Raw genomic sequence first — 14,231 nt, forward strand, 5'->3', positions numbered from 1 at the left:
TCCCGCCGGGCCAGCGAGGTCCGCGTATAAAAACCATAGGAGACCCGAAACATGTCACTCACCTTGAGATTGATGCGCTGCTGGCCATGCCTGCTGCTGGCCGCGGCGCCGGCGCTGGCGGCCGATTCCGACGTCGAGAAGCTGACGAAGGACCCGAAGAACTGGGCGATGCAGTCCGGCGACCTGGCCAATCACCGCTACAGCGAACTGAAGCAGATCACCAACAAGAACGCCAGGAACCTGCAGGTGGCGTGGACCTTCTCGACCGGCGTGCTGCGCGGGCACGAAGGCGGCCCGCTCGTTATCGGCGACACGCTGTACATCCACAGCCCGTTCCCCAACAAGGTGTTCGCGCTGTCGCTGGAAGACCAGAGCATCCGCTGGAAGTACGAGCCGAAGCAGGATCCCACGGTCATCCCCGTGATGTGCTGCGACACGGTCAACCGGGGCGTCGCCTATGCCAACGGCAAGATCTTCCTGCAGCAGGCGGACACGACCCTCGTCGCGCTGGACGCGAAAACGGGTGCCGAACTGTGGAAGGTCAAGGTAGGCGACCCGAAGCTGGGCGAAACGACGACCAACACGCCGCACGTGTTCAAGGACAAGGTCCTGACGGGCATCAGCGGCGGCGAGTTCGGCGTGCGCGGCCGCATCACGGCGCATGACATGAACACGGGCAAGGTGCTGTGGAAGGCCTACAGCACGGGGCCGGACAACGAACTGATGGTGGACCCGCAGACGACCATGACATGGACCAACGGCAAGATGGCGCCGATCGGTGCGGACTCGTCGCTCAAGACCTGGAAGGGCGACCAGTGGAAGCTGGGCGGCGGCACCACCTGGGGCTGGTACAGCTACGATCCGGCCACCAACCTCGTCTATTACGGCACCGGCAACCCCAGCACGTGGAACCCGCGCCAGCGTCCCGGCGACAACAAGTGGTCGATGACGATCTTCGCGCGCGACCTCGATACGGGCAAGGCGAAGTGGGTCTACCAGATGACGCCGCACGACGAGTGGGACTATGACGGCGTCAACGAAATGATCCTGGCCGACATCAAGGTCAAGGGGACGCCACGCAAGGCGCTGGTGCACTTCGACCGCAACGGTTTCGGTTACACCCTCGACCGCGTGACCGGCGAGCTGCTGGTGGCCGAGAAATTCGATCCGAAGGTCAACTGGGCCACGCACGTCGACATGAAGACGGGCCGGCCGCAAGTGGTGGACAAGTACAGCACCGACAAGAACGGACCGGACTTCAATTCGAAAGGCATCTGCCCGTCCGCGTTGGGCACGAAGGACCAGCAGCCAGCCAGCTACAACCGCAAGACGGGGCTGTTCTACGTGCCGACCAATCACGTCTGCATGGACTACGAGCCGTTCCAGGTGGAGTACACGGCCGGCCAGCCGTACGTGGGTTCCACGTTGTCGATGTACGCCGCGCCGGACAGCCATGGCGGCCTGGGCAACTTCATTGCCTGGGACGCGGGCACCGGCAAGATCGTCTGGTCCAAACCGGAGAAATTCTCCGTCTGGAGCGGGGCTCTGTCCACGGCCGGCGACGTCGTGTTCTACGGCACCCTGGAAGGCTACCTGAAGGCGGTGGACCTGAACGGCAAGGAGCTGTGGAAGTTCAAGACGCCTTCGGGGATCGTCGGCAACGTCCACACGTGGGAATACAAGGGCAAGCAGTATATCGGCGTGCTGTCGGGCATCGGCGGCTGGGCCGGCATCGGCCTCGCGGCCGGGCTGACGAAGGGCACGGAAGGCCTCGGCGCCGTGGGCGGCTACAAGGACCTGGCCAAGTACACCGAGCTGGGCGGCGTGCTGACGGTGTTCGCGCTGCCCGACCGCTGATTCGTCAACCCGGAAGCGGCCATGGCCGCTTCCAACTTCCCGGACCCGAACCATGAACCGATACATCAAATTGCTGTGCATCGCGGTGTGCTGTCTTGCCGGGCTGCCGGCGCTGGCCGATACGCCGCCGTACCAGGTCGCCGATGGCAACAAGGTCGATCCGCATACGCTGACGGGCTGGCGCACGTGGCGCGCCATGGCATGCGAGCGCTGCCACGGTGCGGCGCAGGAAGGCATGGTGGGCCCGTCGCTGGTGGAAAGCCTGAAGGTGCTCACCAAAGACCAGTTCAAGAACGTCGTACTGCATGGCCGCATCGACAAGGGCATGCCCAATTTCGATGGCAGCAAGATGGTGACGGAAAACATCGACTTCCTGTACGCCTACCTGAAAGGACGCTCGGACGGGGCAATCGAGCCCGGCCGGCTGCAGGAGATCGGCAAGGAGGGCGGTCAATGAAGCTGCGCCCTCTGCTGGTCGGCGCGGTGTGCCTGCTGGCGTCCGGGGCGGCGGCGGCGGACGGGCCGGGGCAGGACGGCGTGCTGCGCGTCTGCCAGGACCCGAACAACCTGCCGCTGTCGAGCCACGCGCTGGCAGGGTTCGAGAACCGCATCGCCGCGCTGCTGGCCGATGAACTGCACTGGAAGCTCGAACACACGTGGTACCCGCAGCGCATGGGCTTTATCCGCAATACGCTGCGCGCGAAGGTCGAACACACGGAGCGCTACAAGTGCGACCTCGTCACGGGTGTGCCGAAAGGATTCGACATGGCGGCCACCACGCGGCCCTACTACCGTTCCACCTACGCGATGGCTTATGTGAAGGGCAAGGGCCTGGACGGCGTGCAGGGACTGGACGGCCTGCTGGCCCTTGACGCGGGGTCGCGGCGCAAACTGCGCTTCGGCGCGTTCGCCGGTTCGCCCGTTACCGACTGGCTGCTGCGGCACGGGTTGATGGAACAGGTCGAGTGGTACCGGAGCCAGACGGGCGACGCGGAGCAGTACCCCGGCGAGATGATCGAAAAGGACCTGGCCAGCGGCAAGATCGACGTGGCGTTCGCCTGGGGGCCGATCGCCGGCTACTTTGCCCGAAATGCGCAGGGCGCGCCCATCGTGGCCGTGCCGCTCGCCTCGACGCCGGGATTGAAGTTCGATTTCGAGATCGCGATGGCCGTGCGCCACGGCGACGAGGCGTTCCGCCGGCGCATCGACGCACTGCTCGAAGCGAACGGCGCGAAGATCGACGCCATCCTGCGCCGGTACGGCGTGCCGCTGCTGCCACTGCAACCATGACGGGCCTTGTGGAAGTCAGGCTGCGCGCCGCCGGCGCCATCGCCGCACTGGCGGCGGCGGGCGCGTGCGCCCAGCCGGTCTCGCCGGCCGAGGTGCTGCTGTTCGAGACGGACCATTTGGCGGAACTGCGTGCGCCTGCCACGCTGGTGTACGACTTTCGCGGCCACGGTGACGCGCCATTCACGGACACCGTCCGGCTCGATCTGGCACAGCGGGGCGGCGGCACGCGCGCGACCGTGCGCTTCCTGTCCGGCGAGCGCCGGTACGAACTGCCGCAGCTGGACGACGCTCGCGGCAATCCCGTGCTGCTGGGGTTCCTCGAACGCGACATCGCGCAGATGGGGCGGCTGACAGGCGGCTCGGCGACGTACTTCCGCAAGCGCATCCGCATGGCGCTGGCGGCCGGGGCACAGGTCGTTGCCCAGCCCATCGCATGGCACGGAAAGCAGGTGCCGGCGCGGCTGGTACGCATCCAGCCGTACCGGGACGACCCGCTGCATGCACGGTTGGAAAGATACGCCGGCAAGACCTACCGCTTCGTCCTCAGCGACAGCGTGCCAGGCGGGGTCTACCAGCTGGGCACGGCGCTGGCCGATGGCGCTCCGGACGACGAGACGCTGACGCTTGTCGATGCGCTGGCGCAGCCACGGTGAACGCAGCCGTCAAACCAATGAGAGCGGAGGCCGGCCATGGCGTCGTTGAAGGTATTTGCATTCGATTACGCCACGGCCGGCGGCCCGCTTCCCCGTCCGTTGCCGCATGCGCTGGCGTGCCAGCACGCCGTACTGCTCGATGCGCTGCTGGCCGATCTGGCCGCGCTGCCGCAGGTCACGCTGTCCACGATGGCCGATGACGGTGCCAGCGCTTCGGCCCGGATGCCCTTCCGCCAGCGCTTTGCCGCCGGCGTGCAGGCGGCCGACGCCGTATGGCCACTGGCGACGGAATCTGCCCGCCTGCTGGAAGGCCTGTCGCGCGAGATCCTGGACGGCAAGCGCATCCTGCTGGGCAGCGCCCCCGGTGCCGTGCGGGTGGCGGCCAGCAAGCTGAAGGTCGCGCGTGCGCTGGCCGATGGCGGCGTGCCCGTCGTGCCCACGTTCCGGCCCCACGGCGCGTTGCCGGACCTGATTGGTGCCTGGGTCGTCAAGCCGGACGACGGCGCCGGCTGCCTCGACACGCGCCTGTTCGGCGACCGTGCCGCGGCCCTGGCGTGGATACGGGCCAGCGGCGCGCAGGGCTGCGTGCTGCAGCCTTTCGTGCCGGGCCGCCTGGGCAGCCTGTCGCTGGTGTGCTGCGACGGCACGGCGCGTGTGCTGGCGTGCAACCTGGAACGCGTGGCGATGCGCGACAACCATTTTCATTTCCTGGGAAGTACCGTCAACGGGCTCGATGACCATGACGGCGAGCTGGCGCGGCTGGGCCAGGCCGTGGCGGCGGCGCTGCCCACGCTGTGGGGGTACGTCGGGGTGGACTTCATCCTGGCCGACGGCGGGCCGGTGGTGCTGGACGTCAATCCGCGCCTGACGGTCGCCTATGCCGGCCTGCACGCGTCGATCGGCTGCAATCCGGCCGGGCTCGTCATCGATCTGCTGCGCGGGCCTGCCGCGATGCCGGCGGCGCCGGGACAACGGCGGGTCGTGAGCGTCGACGTCGCCAGCGCCGATATCGGCAACTTCGGGCTGGAAGCTTAGCGGATCGCCACGCCCCACGGCAGCTTGCCGACAGGGATGTCGAGCAGCCGCTTGCGGCTGGCCGTGTCGATGACGGAAACGCTGTGCGAACGGCCGTTGGCGACGTAGAGTTTGCGGCCGTCCGGCGTCAGCGCCATGTTCCACGGCCGCTGGCCGACGGGGATGGTGGCGACGACCTCGTTGCTGGCCGTGTCGATGACCGACACGCTGGCGTCGCCCCCGTTGGACACGTAGACCTGGCTGCCGTCCGGATGCACGGCCACGCCGTTGGCGCGCAGCCCCGCGCGGATGCGGGCCACGATGGCGAATTTGCGGGTATCGATGACGAACACCTCGTTGGCGTTCTCGGCGGCGACGTAGGCGCGGCTGCTGTCCGGCAGGAAACCGATGCCGCGCGGCCGGGCGCCCACGCTGACCTGGGCCAGCTGTTTGCGGCTGGCGAAATCGATGATGTCGACCGCGTCGCCTTCTTCCGCGCTGACGAACAGCAGGCGCCCATCCGGGCTGAACACGGCATGCTCGGGATTCTTCCCGCGCACGGGAATGGCGAACGCCAGCGTGTTGCTGGCCGTATCCGTGACGGCGATCTCGTTGTGACCCTCGATGGCCGCGACGACCCAGCGCCCGTCCGGCGACATCGACACCCCTTCCGGCGAATCGCCCAGCGCGACGACGGCGCCCGGCTTGCGCGCGTCCAGGTCGACCAGCTGCAGCCGGTTGTTGGGCTGGTCGCTGACGTACAGCCAGCGCTTGCCGACCGCCAGCCCGCGCGGCTTGGTGCCGCCGGGCAGGTCGGCCACCACCTTGTCGGTGGCCGTGTCGATGACGGAAATCGTGCCGGAGCCTTCGTTCGGCACATAGGCAAGCGGGGCGGCCAGCGCGCAGCAGGGCAGTGCGGCCAGCAGGAACAGTTTCGCCGGATGGATCATGTCAGTGGACGGTCGATTTGTCGGGATGGTCGATATTGAGGCGTTGCAGCTTGCGGTACAGCGTGTTGCGGCTGATATTGAGCTGGCGCGCGACACCGCTCATATTCCACTGCAGCCGCTGCAGTTCGCGCAGCAGCGCGTCGCGCTCCGCGCTTTCCAGCGGGTTGAGCGGCGTGCCCGGTCCTTCCGCCGCGTCGGTGAGCGGGCCGGTAACCGTGCGGCCGGCGCGGTATTGCGGCGGCAGGTCGCGCAGTGTCAGGCGGTCCGCTTCGCGCAGCGCCACCATCGTGCGCAGCAAATGGCGCAGCTCGCGTACGTTGCCGGGCCAGCGCTGGTGTTCAAGCGCTGCCAGCAAGGGCTCGTCCAGCACGACGGGGGCGCCTTCGTCACTTTCCTGGGCGGCGAGGTGGCGGATCAGCGCGCGGCGGTCGGCGCGTTCGCGCAGCGGCGGCATTGTCAGGGTGACACCCTGCAGGCGGTAATACAGGTCCTCGCGGAACTGGCCGGCCTCGATTTTCTGCAGCAGGTCGCAGTGGGTGGCGCTGATGAGCCGGATGTCCAGCCGGACGGGCGTCTCGCCGCCCAGCGGCACCACCTCGCGCTCCTCCAGTACCCGCAGCAGCCGGGCCTGCAGCGACACGGGCATGTCGCCGATCTCGTCGAGGAACAGGGTGCCGCCATTGGCCTGCAGCAGCTTGCCCCGTTGCCCGTCCTTGCTGGCGCCCGTGAAGGCGCCGGAGCGGTAGCCGAACAGTTCGCTTTCAATCAGCGTCTCGGGAATCGACGCGCAATTGATGGCCACAAACGGCCGGGCCGCGCGGCTGCCGCCGGCGTGAACAGCGCGCGCGAACATTTCCTTGCCCGTGCCCGTCTCACCCAGCAGCACGAACGACACATTGCGTTCCATGACGCGGCGGGCGGTCGTGACATTGGCTGCCATTGCCGGGTCGCCGAAGTGCAGCGCGGCGAGCGCGTCCGGCGCATCCGGCAGCACGCTTTCCGCGCAGCGCACCGGCCGCCTTGGCGCCGCCGCGGCGACGGGCTGGAAGACGACGGCAAAGAAGCGCGCACTGCTGCGCACCTCGAAAATGGGCACCGGGTGGTAGGCCCGCCGGACAGTGCTGTCCACCAGGCCGGGGAAGGTGATGTTGAACAGCTGGGAAATATCGCGCCCGACGATCTCGGCCGGCGTCGTATAGCCGAGCTGAAGCAGGGCGCCGCGGGTGGCGGCCAGCACCGTGCCGGCCGCCGTCAGTGCAATGGCCCCTTCGTTCAGGGTGCCGACGAACTCCGGACGGTTGTGGAAGCGCAGGATGAAGTCGTGCCTGAAGCGGTGCAGGAAGACGCGGTTCTCGATCATCTGCACGGACATGCTGACGAGGGCCAGCGTGTGCTGCTGGGCCAGCCGCGATTCGCCGGAGGCGTCCAGCACGCCGACCAGCTCGCCCTCATGGTCGAAGATGGGGGCGGCCGCGCAGCTGAGGCCGATATTGCGGGACAGGAAGTGCTCGTCCTGGTGCACGGAGATGGGCCGGCGTTCCACCAGGCAGGTGCCCATGCCGTTGGTGCCCTGCACGCGCTCGCTCCAGATGGCGCCTTGCATCAGGCCGCTTCGGGACGCTGCATGGGTGAAGGCGGGGTCGCCGAAGTAATTGAGCAGCACGCCTTCGCGGTCCGTCAGCATGATGGCATAGCCGGACCCGGCCAGCTGCTGGTACAGGTTCGCCATTTCGACCTTGGCCACTTCCTGCACCTCGGCCAGCCGTTCCTGTCGCTCGCGCAGCTCGACGGGAGCAACCACTTGCGGTTCGACGCAGGCGCCCGGATCGAGCTGGTATTCGTTGAGGCAGCGGATCCACGAGCGCGTAATCCGGCTGCCCGTGGCGGGGTGGCCGGCGCCGGCCCGGTCAAGGACGACCGAACGGACGCGGCGGACGTGCTCCACGGCGCAATTCGACATGCTGTCTCCTCTGTCCGCAACTGGCGCACCGCTTCGTCGAAGCCTGCGGGCACCGCCGCTTTCTGGACTGTTGTATGGGTATGAGAATACACCTTTCGGCGCGCCATGGTGCGGCCGGGTAGCGTTTTTTTGGTGCGGCGGCCGCTGTCCGGCCGCCGCTACAACGTGGGCCTGCTCCTACGGGGCCGCGGCCTCGGCGCCGATACGCCGGCGCCCTCGGGACGCGCAACATGGTCGGCAGCGGCCGCTGCTGCAGGCCATAAAAAACGGAGGAAGACACCATGGATACGCAACAAAAAGGCAGGGAGGCCAAGCGCTCGGGCAACAGCACGGAACCCACCGTCGCGGGCGCCAGCATGCAGTCGAAGGCGCCCGGCGCGCAGCAGGCCGGCAGCGCCAATGTACAGTCGGCTACGGCCGAGGAAGGGGGCGGTACGTTGCGCGACCGCGGCAATCTGCAGGCGGGCTCGGGCGGCGACGACGGCGGCAGTGCGCGTGGGGGCGCCGGAGCGCAGAAGTCCGGCTTCAGCGCCCGCCAGCAGGGCGAACGCAACGCGGTCCGGGCCGAGCAAGAGCGCAAGGGGGGGCGCAGCAGTCCGGCTACGGGGGCCTGGAGCAGAAGCGACGGGCCGGTTCGGCGGAGTCTCCGGCCGGACCGCAGTTCTCGCGTCAGGCGGGCGGGGCGGTCAACGTCCAGCAGACCGACCGGGCCCGTTCCGATCCGGGCAGCAAGCAGCCGCGCTACGACGACAGCATCGAAGGCAAGCAGGCGCGCTACGACTCCGCCCGTAATCGCGGCGGCGACTGATCCGCTGTAGGCTGATCCGATACCTGGTGCAGGCACCCGCGGGGCCTCCGGGCCCGGCGGGGTGCCGGTCCTCGCATACCGCACGGCACCTCCGGCATTTGCCTGTTGGCCGCCAGCCGTCCAGCCCCCGCTGTACAATGCCACTTCGACAAGAAGGGAGCGGCATGAACGAACAGCTGGCCAGGGACGTGGTACTGGTGAAAGCCATCGAAACCACAGACCAGAAACGCGAAATCCTTACCGACGACGACCGGCGCTACGCGAACCGCACGGCGCGCGAGCTGGCGCAGTGGCAGGCTTCGGAAACGAAGTCGGCGGCCACTTCCGAACACTTCCTGCAGCAGCGTGCCGAACAGGTCATCAAGAAGCTGTGCCAGCGCCACACGGCGTTTGCCGCGTTCGCCCGGCGCCGCACCGGACTGCACGGTGTCGCGTGGCTGTTGCCATTGCTGGCACTGGCGCTGGGCGCGGGCCTGGACCGCATTACCGATCCGCACCGCGTCGACCTGCTGTCGGCCCCATTGCTTGCGATCGTGGCCTGGAACCTGCTGGTCTATCTCGTCATGCTGATCTGGCTGTGCCTCCCGAAGGCGGGCATGACGCGGCTGCGGGCCGCCTGGGTGCGGCGCCTGTCCGTTGGCCCGGCCGCCTTGCCGCGCAAGATGCCGCATGCGCTGTCGGCCGCGCTGTACGCGTTCATGGCCGAGTGGTCGCAATTGAGCGCGCGGCTGAACGCGGCGCGGCTGGCGCGCACCATCCACCTGTCGGCAGCGCTGTTTGCCGCGGGCGCGCTGGCGTCGCTGTACGCGCGCGGCGTGATGTCGCAGTACGGCGCGGGTTGGGAAAGCACGTTCCTCGATGCCACGCAGGTGCACCAGCTGCTGGCGATCCTGTTCTGGCCCGCGCAGGCCGTGTTCCCCCTGCAGGGATTTACTCTCGCCGAGGTCCAGGCACTGCACTTCGCGGCGGGGCAGGGGTCCACGACTGCTGCGGCCGGCGCCCGCTGGGTGCATCTGTATGCCGCGACGCTGCTGCTGATCGTCGTGCTGCCCCGCCTGGGACTGGCGCTGCTGGCGGCGATGCAGGCTGGCTGGCTGGCGCGGCGTTTCCCGCTCGACCTGGCACAACCGTATTTCCGCCAGCTGACGGATGCCGCCGGTGGCGAGCCGGGACTGCTGCGCGTACTGCCGTACAGCTTCACCCTGGACGAGGCCCGCAGCAAGGGGCTGGAAGCCGTCGCCGTCAGCCTGCTGGGCGAACGGGCGCGCGTGCGGCTGGCGCCATCGGTCGGTTATGGCGAGGATGCCGTGGCACTGGCCGATGACAAACCGGACGCCACGTTGACCGCGGTCCTGTTCAGCCTGGCTGCCACGCCGGAGAAGGAAAACCATGGCGCCTTCCTCGCGTCCGCCGTACGCGCTGCCAAGGCCCCCATCGCCGTGCTGATCGACGACTCGGCATTCCGGGCGCGCACCACGGAACCGCAGCGCGTGCGCGAGCGGGTGGAGCTGTGGCGCGAGTTCTGCATCTTCCATGGTGTCGAGCCCACCGTCGTCGACCTGCTCGCACCGGCACCGGCACAGGAGGGCGTATGAAGGATACGGCGACCATCGAGCTGGCCCTGATTTCCCATACCAACAACGGCAAGACGACCCTGGCGCGCACCTTGCTGGGCGCCGACGTGGGCGAAGTGCGCGACGCCGCGCATGTCACGGCGCTGGCCGAATCGCATCCGCTGCTGGACACGCCGCAGGGCGACCGTCTGCTGCTGTGGGATACCCCTGGCTTCGGCGACTCGGTGCGGCTGATGAAGCGCTTGTCGATGGCGGGCAATCCCATCGGCTGGTTCCTGCGCGAGGTGTTCGACCGCTACCGCGACCGGCCGTTCTGGCTCAGCCAGCAGGCGCTGCGGGCAGCGCGCGATGCGGCCGATGTCGTGCTGTACCTCGTCAATTCGGCGGAGCGGCCCGAGGATGCGGGGTATCTGCCGTCCGAGATGAAGATCCTGGCGTGGCTGGACAAGCCCGTCCTCGTGCTGCTCAACCAGATGGGACCGCCGCGGCCGGCCCACGAGGAGCAGGCCGAGCAGCAACGCTGGCGCGCGCATCTGCGCCAGTTCCCCAATGTGCGCGACGTGCTGCCGATGGATGCCTTTGCCCGCTGCTGGGTGCACGAGGCCGTTTTCTACGACAGCATCGCGCCGTTGCTGCCGGCCGACCGGCAAGACGCCTACGCCCGCTTGCGCGCCCAGTGGGACGCCAACAACCGGAAGCGCTTCCATCAGGCGATGACGGTCACTGCGCAACAGCTGCTGGACGCAACCCGCGACCGCCAATTGGTCGAGACGGTGGACAAGGGCGCCCTGGCGGCGGCATTGAAGCTGGTCGGCGTCGGCAAGGGCGACGAGCGCAAGCGCCAGGAACGGGCGATGAACACGCTGGTGGCACGGCTGAACCTGTCGATCAGCCAGACCACCGTCAGCCTGCTGGCGCTGCACGGGCTGGACGCCAGCGAGGCGCCGAAGATCAATGCGCGCGTCAGCAACCATTTCACGGTCAGGGCGCCTGTCGAGAAGGCGCAGGCGGCGCTGCTGGGGGCGATCGTGTCCGGTGCCGCGACGGGCCTGTCGGCCGACCTGGCCGCCGGCGGCCTGACACTGGGCACGGGCGCACTGCTGGGCGGCGTCATCGGCGCCCTGACGTTTGCCGGCGCCGCCTGGGGCTTCAACGCGGGCACGGACCGCCAGCACCCGGCCATCAGCCTGTCGGACGAATTCCTGCGCACGATGCTCGTGTCGAGCGTGCTGCGCTACCTGGCCGTGGCCCACTTCGGCCGCGGGCGCGGCAACTTCGTCGAAAGCGAGGCACCGCCGTTCTGGCAGCAGGAAGTGGAGCAGGCCGTGGCACTGCACGAGGACGAAGTCAGGCAGCTGTGGCCGGAACTGCGCGAACCGGACGAAGCAGACCTCGGCATCGCAAGCCGCCTGCTGACGAAGATCACATCGCACGTGCTGGGCCGCCTCTACCCGAGCGCCACCCTGCCAACGGCCGAGCCCGTGACAACACCGGGGTCAGGCACGAAAACTGTCACGGACTGAGCAGTTGCACCCCTGCGTGTGGTAACGGCCGGGGTCGTGACAACAGTTGTGCCTGACCCCGATGTTTGTCAGGGGGCAGCGGTGTTTAGCGCAGCTGAATTGGCTTGCGGTACGGCGCCATTGGCGGTTTCGGGAACTGGACGCCGGCGTAGGCTTTGCGGAAGCATTCGGCCTTGGCGTTGGAGACGTCGGTGACGGAGTCGGTGACCTTGCCGTCCGCGTCCAGCGTCAGCACGATGGTGACGGGGTATTTCGACTTGTCGTGGCAGTTGCCGCGCTCGTCGAGTTTTTTGTCGTTGTTGAACTTGATCGACACGTCTTCGTACTTCGTTGCCTTGTCGTTCGGGAACTGGGCGTTAAACTTTGCCATCTCGCCCGTGAATGCCGGGTTGGCCGGCGGCGGCGCTTCATTCTGTTGCGACGAACCCTGCTGGGGCGCCGTCTGGCAGCCGGCGAGGATGGCGAGTGCGGCGATGGCGCCCAGTTTGAACATGTTGGTACGCATTGAGATTCTCCTTATTGTTGTCGAGATGAAGTTTTCTCAGTGTACATAAATTGTCAAAACGACAGCGCACGCGATGTGCTGGCAAGAAACGGGCTGGAAAAAACGCCGGGGCCAGGCACCTCTGAAAGGTGGCTGGCCCCGGCAGCGTTCCGGCCCCATGCGTCCGGTCTTGATTTCCTCAAGCAGCCTCGGCTTCTTCCTTCGCCGGCAGCGCGATGCGGTTGTCCGTACTGAACTGATAGTCGCGGAAGACATGTTCGGCCGTCAGGATCTGGTAGTCGCCGTTGGCCAGCTTGTGCGTCGTGTCCTTCAGGCGGTACGTGTAGTGGCCGCACGTCCAGCAGTTGAAGTTGCGCATGTGCGTGCACAGGCACGTCTTGTCCATCACCTTGACGCCCTTGTCGCTGCCGCCGTTGGCGGTCACTTCGCGGTTGTACGAATTGATGTAGGCGCAGTTGCCGGTGGCGTCCAGCAGATAGCCGTACGACTCGCACCCCGGGCGCGTATTGGTGCCGATGGCGGGAGTGCTCTTCAGCATGCGCATCGGGTAGCCCGTCGGCGAGATGCCGTTGACGACGATGTCGTCTTCCGTTGCCTTGACGTATTCCTGCTTGACCTTGTCCGGCAGGCCGCATTCCTTGGTGATCGTGAAGCGGGTGGCCACCTGCACGCCGGCCGCGCCCATCTCCAGGAACGACACGGCATCGCTGCCGGTAAACACGCCGCCCGCCGCGATGACGGGAATGTCCAGGTTTTCCCCTTTCAGGTAGGCCAGCACTTCGCCCGTGATCGTGTGCAGGTCGTAGTTCTGCCAGTCGTCCATGCCGAAGCCCAGGTGGCCGCCGGCCAGCGGACCCTCGACGATGACGTAGTCCGGCAGCCGGTCCAGCTTCTGGTTCTTGCGCAGGAAGATCTGCAGCGCCCGCACGGACGAGACGATGATGCCCAGCTTGGCCTCGCGAAAGCGCGGATGGTCCGCCATCAGGCCGAACGAATTGAAGTGCAGGCCGGCCGACAGCGTGATGCCGTCGATGCCCGCATCCAGCGCCGCGTTCAGGCGCACGCGCAAGGTTTCGCGCGGGCCGTTCATCGTCAGCTTTTCCATGCAGTTCACGAAGATCAGGCCGGGGCCCTTTTTCGCTTCCATCGTGCGGCCGATGTGCAGGCGTTGCGCCTCGGCCAGGCGGCCCAGGTCGAACTGCACCACGGCCTTGTCCATATTGTTGATGTTGAACTTGTAAAGCTTCGTCTTGTCCTTGACGAAGGTGGTGTCGAAGCGGCGGTCGGACACGTCTTCCACCATCGCGTCCGAGATATGGCCGATGCCGCCCAGCCGCGCCGCTTCCAGCGCCAATTCGGACGTGGAAATGTCCACGCCCATGCCGCCGATCATGATCGGCACGTATTCCTTGTCGCCGAACCGCAGGCGGAAATCATCAACTCGTTTCATTGCTATCCTTAGACTACCCGTGCCCCGAAAGGGCGACCGAATCAAGCCATCTCACTCTGACGCAAAAGAACCTTGGCGCAACCTTAGCGGATCAAAGCTTCACCAACGTTACACCGACACCGAAAAACATCAATCGCGGAAGTTGTTGAACTCCAGCGGCGTGTCCGTCACGTCCTTGCGCAGCAGCGCCATCGCGGCCTGCAGGTCGTCGCGCTTGGCGCCCGTCACCCGGACGGACTCGCCCTGGATGCTGGCCTGCACCTTCATCTTGCTTTCCTTGATCATCTTGGTGATCTTCTTGGCCGTTTCCGTTTCCAGGCCGTTCTTGACCTTGATGACCTGCTTGACCTTGTCGCCGCCGATCTTCTCGATCTTGCCTTCGTCCAGGAAGCGCACGTCGACCTTGCGCTTGGCCAGCTTGTTCGTCAGCACGTCTTTTACCTGGCTCAGCTGGAACTCGGAATCGGCAAACGCCGTCAGTTCGTGCTCCTTCTGTTCCACGCGTGCATCGCTGCCCTTGAAGTCGAAACGGGTGGTGATTTCCTTGTTGGACTGGTCGACGGCGTTGCGCACTTCGATCATGTCTGCTTCGGAAACTACGTCAAACGATGGCATATTCTTTTTCCTCTCTGCTTTTTCCGTGATTG

Annotated in this window: 12 protein-coding genes; 7 read left to right on the forward strand and 5 right to left on the reverse strand. The window is 66.8% G+C overall.

Going from position 1 to position 14,231, the window contains the following annotated elements; all coding sequences use genetic code 11:
• The first annotated feature begins 51 nt into the window (after positions 1-51).
• Genes E1742_RS23870 through E1742_RS23890 form a run of 5 tightly spaced genes read left to right on the forward strand, consistent with a single transcriptional unit; the run spans position 52 to position 4,835 of the window.
• On the forward strand, positions 52-1,857 hold the full coding sequence (locus E1742_RS23870) for a methanol/ethanol family PQQ-dependent dehydrogenase (RefSeq protein ID WP_134387553.1): 1,806 nt from the start codon (positions 52-54) through the stop codon (positions 1,855-1,857).
• 52 nt (positions 1,858-1,909) lie between these two features.
• The gene (locus E1742_RS23875) at positions 1,910-2,314 is read left to right on the forward strand and encodes a c-type cytochrome (RefSeq protein ID WP_134387554.1); all 405 of its coding nucleotides are present in this window, start codon (positions 1,910-1,912) and stop codon (positions 2,312-2,314) included.
• The gene (locus tag E1742_RS23880; protein WP_134387555.1) at positions 2,311-3,147 is read left to right on the forward strand and encodes a quinoprotein dehydrogenase-associated putative ABC transporter substrate-binding protein; all 837 of its coding nucleotides are present in this window, start codon (positions 2,311-2,313) and stop codon (positions 3,145-3,147) included. Before E1742_RS23875 ends, E1742_RS23880 begins: the two co-directional genes overlap by 4 nt.
• Positions 3,144-3,800 carry a hypothetical protein gene (locus E1742_RS23885; protein WP_134387556.1) on the forward strand — a complete coding sequence of 219 codons (657 nt, stop codon included), beginning with the start codon at positions 3,144-3,146 and terminating at the stop codon, positions 3,798-3,800. Before E1742_RS23880 ends, E1742_RS23885 begins: the two co-directional genes overlap by 4 nt.
• A 36-nt stretch (positions 3,801-3,836) precedes the next feature.
• Positions 3,837-4,835: an ATP-grasp domain-containing protein gene (locus tag E1742_RS23890; protein WP_134387557.1), complete on the forward strand. Its 999-nt coding sequence runs from the start codon at positions 3,837-3,839 to the stop codon at positions 4,833-4,835.
• Here E1742_RS23890 and E1742_RS23895 read toward each other — a convergent pair.
• Both E1742_RS23895 and E1742_RS23900 read right to left on the reverse strand, forming a co-directional pair.
• Positions 4,832-5,764 (reverse strand): beta-propeller fold lactonase family protein, encoded by a 933-nt coding sequence (locus E1742_RS23895; protein ID WP_134387558.1) that lies wholly within the window; start codon positions 5,762-5,764, stop codon positions 4,832-4,834. The two genes, E1742_RS23890 and E1742_RS23895, sit on opposite strands and share 4 nt — an antisense overlap.
• A gap of 1 nt (position 5,765) precedes the next feature.
• Entirely contained in the window at positions 5,766-7,724 is a 1,959-nt protein-coding gene (locus E1742_RS23900) for a sigma-54-dependent Fis family transcriptional regulator (RefSeq protein ID WP_134387559.1), read from the reverse strand.
• Positions 7,725-8,696: 972 nt separating this feature from the next.
• Between E1742_RS23900 and E1742_RS23905 the strand changes: the two genes are divergently transcribed.
• Entirely contained in the window at positions 8,697-10,127 is a 1,431-nt protein-coding gene (locus tag E1742_RS23905) for a DUF2868 domain-containing protein (RefSeq protein ID WP_134387560.1), read from the forward strand.
• A complete protein-coding gene (locus E1742_RS23910; protein ID WP_134387561.1) occupies positions 10,124-11,629 on the forward strand; it encodes a DUF3482 domain-containing protein in 1,506 nt (501 codons plus the stop codon). Before E1742_RS23905 ends, E1742_RS23910 begins: the two co-directional genes overlap by 4 nt.
• Positions 11,630-11,714: 85 nt before the next feature.
• Here the strand turns inward: E1742_RS23910 and E1742_RS23915 are convergent, their stop codons facing one another.
• The 3 genes from E1742_RS23915 to E1742_RS23925 all read right to left on the reverse strand — a co-directional run bounded on the left by E1742_RS23915 (position 11,715) and on the right by E1742_RS23925 (position 14,199).
• A complete protein-coding gene (locus E1742_RS23915) occupies positions 11,715-12,134 on the reverse strand; it encodes a hypothetical protein (protein ID WP_134387562.1) in 420 nt (139 codons plus the stop codon).
• A 178-nt stretch (positions 12,135-12,312) separates the two neighbouring features.
• A complete protein-coding gene (locus tag E1742_RS23920; RefSeq protein WP_134387563.1) occupies positions 12,313-13,584 on the reverse strand; it encodes a nitronate monooxygenase in 1,272 nt (423 codons plus the stop codon).
• Between the two features lie 129 nt (positions 13,585-13,713).
• Positions 13,714-14,199 (reverse strand): YajQ family cyclic di-GMP-binding protein, encoded by a 486-nt coding sequence (locus E1742_RS23925; protein WP_134387564.1) that lies wholly within the window; start codon positions 14,197-14,199, stop codon positions 13,714-13,716.
• Positions 14,200-14,231: the final 32 nt, after the last annotated feature.

Source organism: Pseudoduganella plicata (assembly GCF_004421005.1).
GTDB classification, from domain to species: domain Bacteria; phylum Pseudomonadota; class Gammaproteobacteria; order Burkholderiales; family Burkholderiaceae_D; genus Rugamonas; species Rugamonas plicata.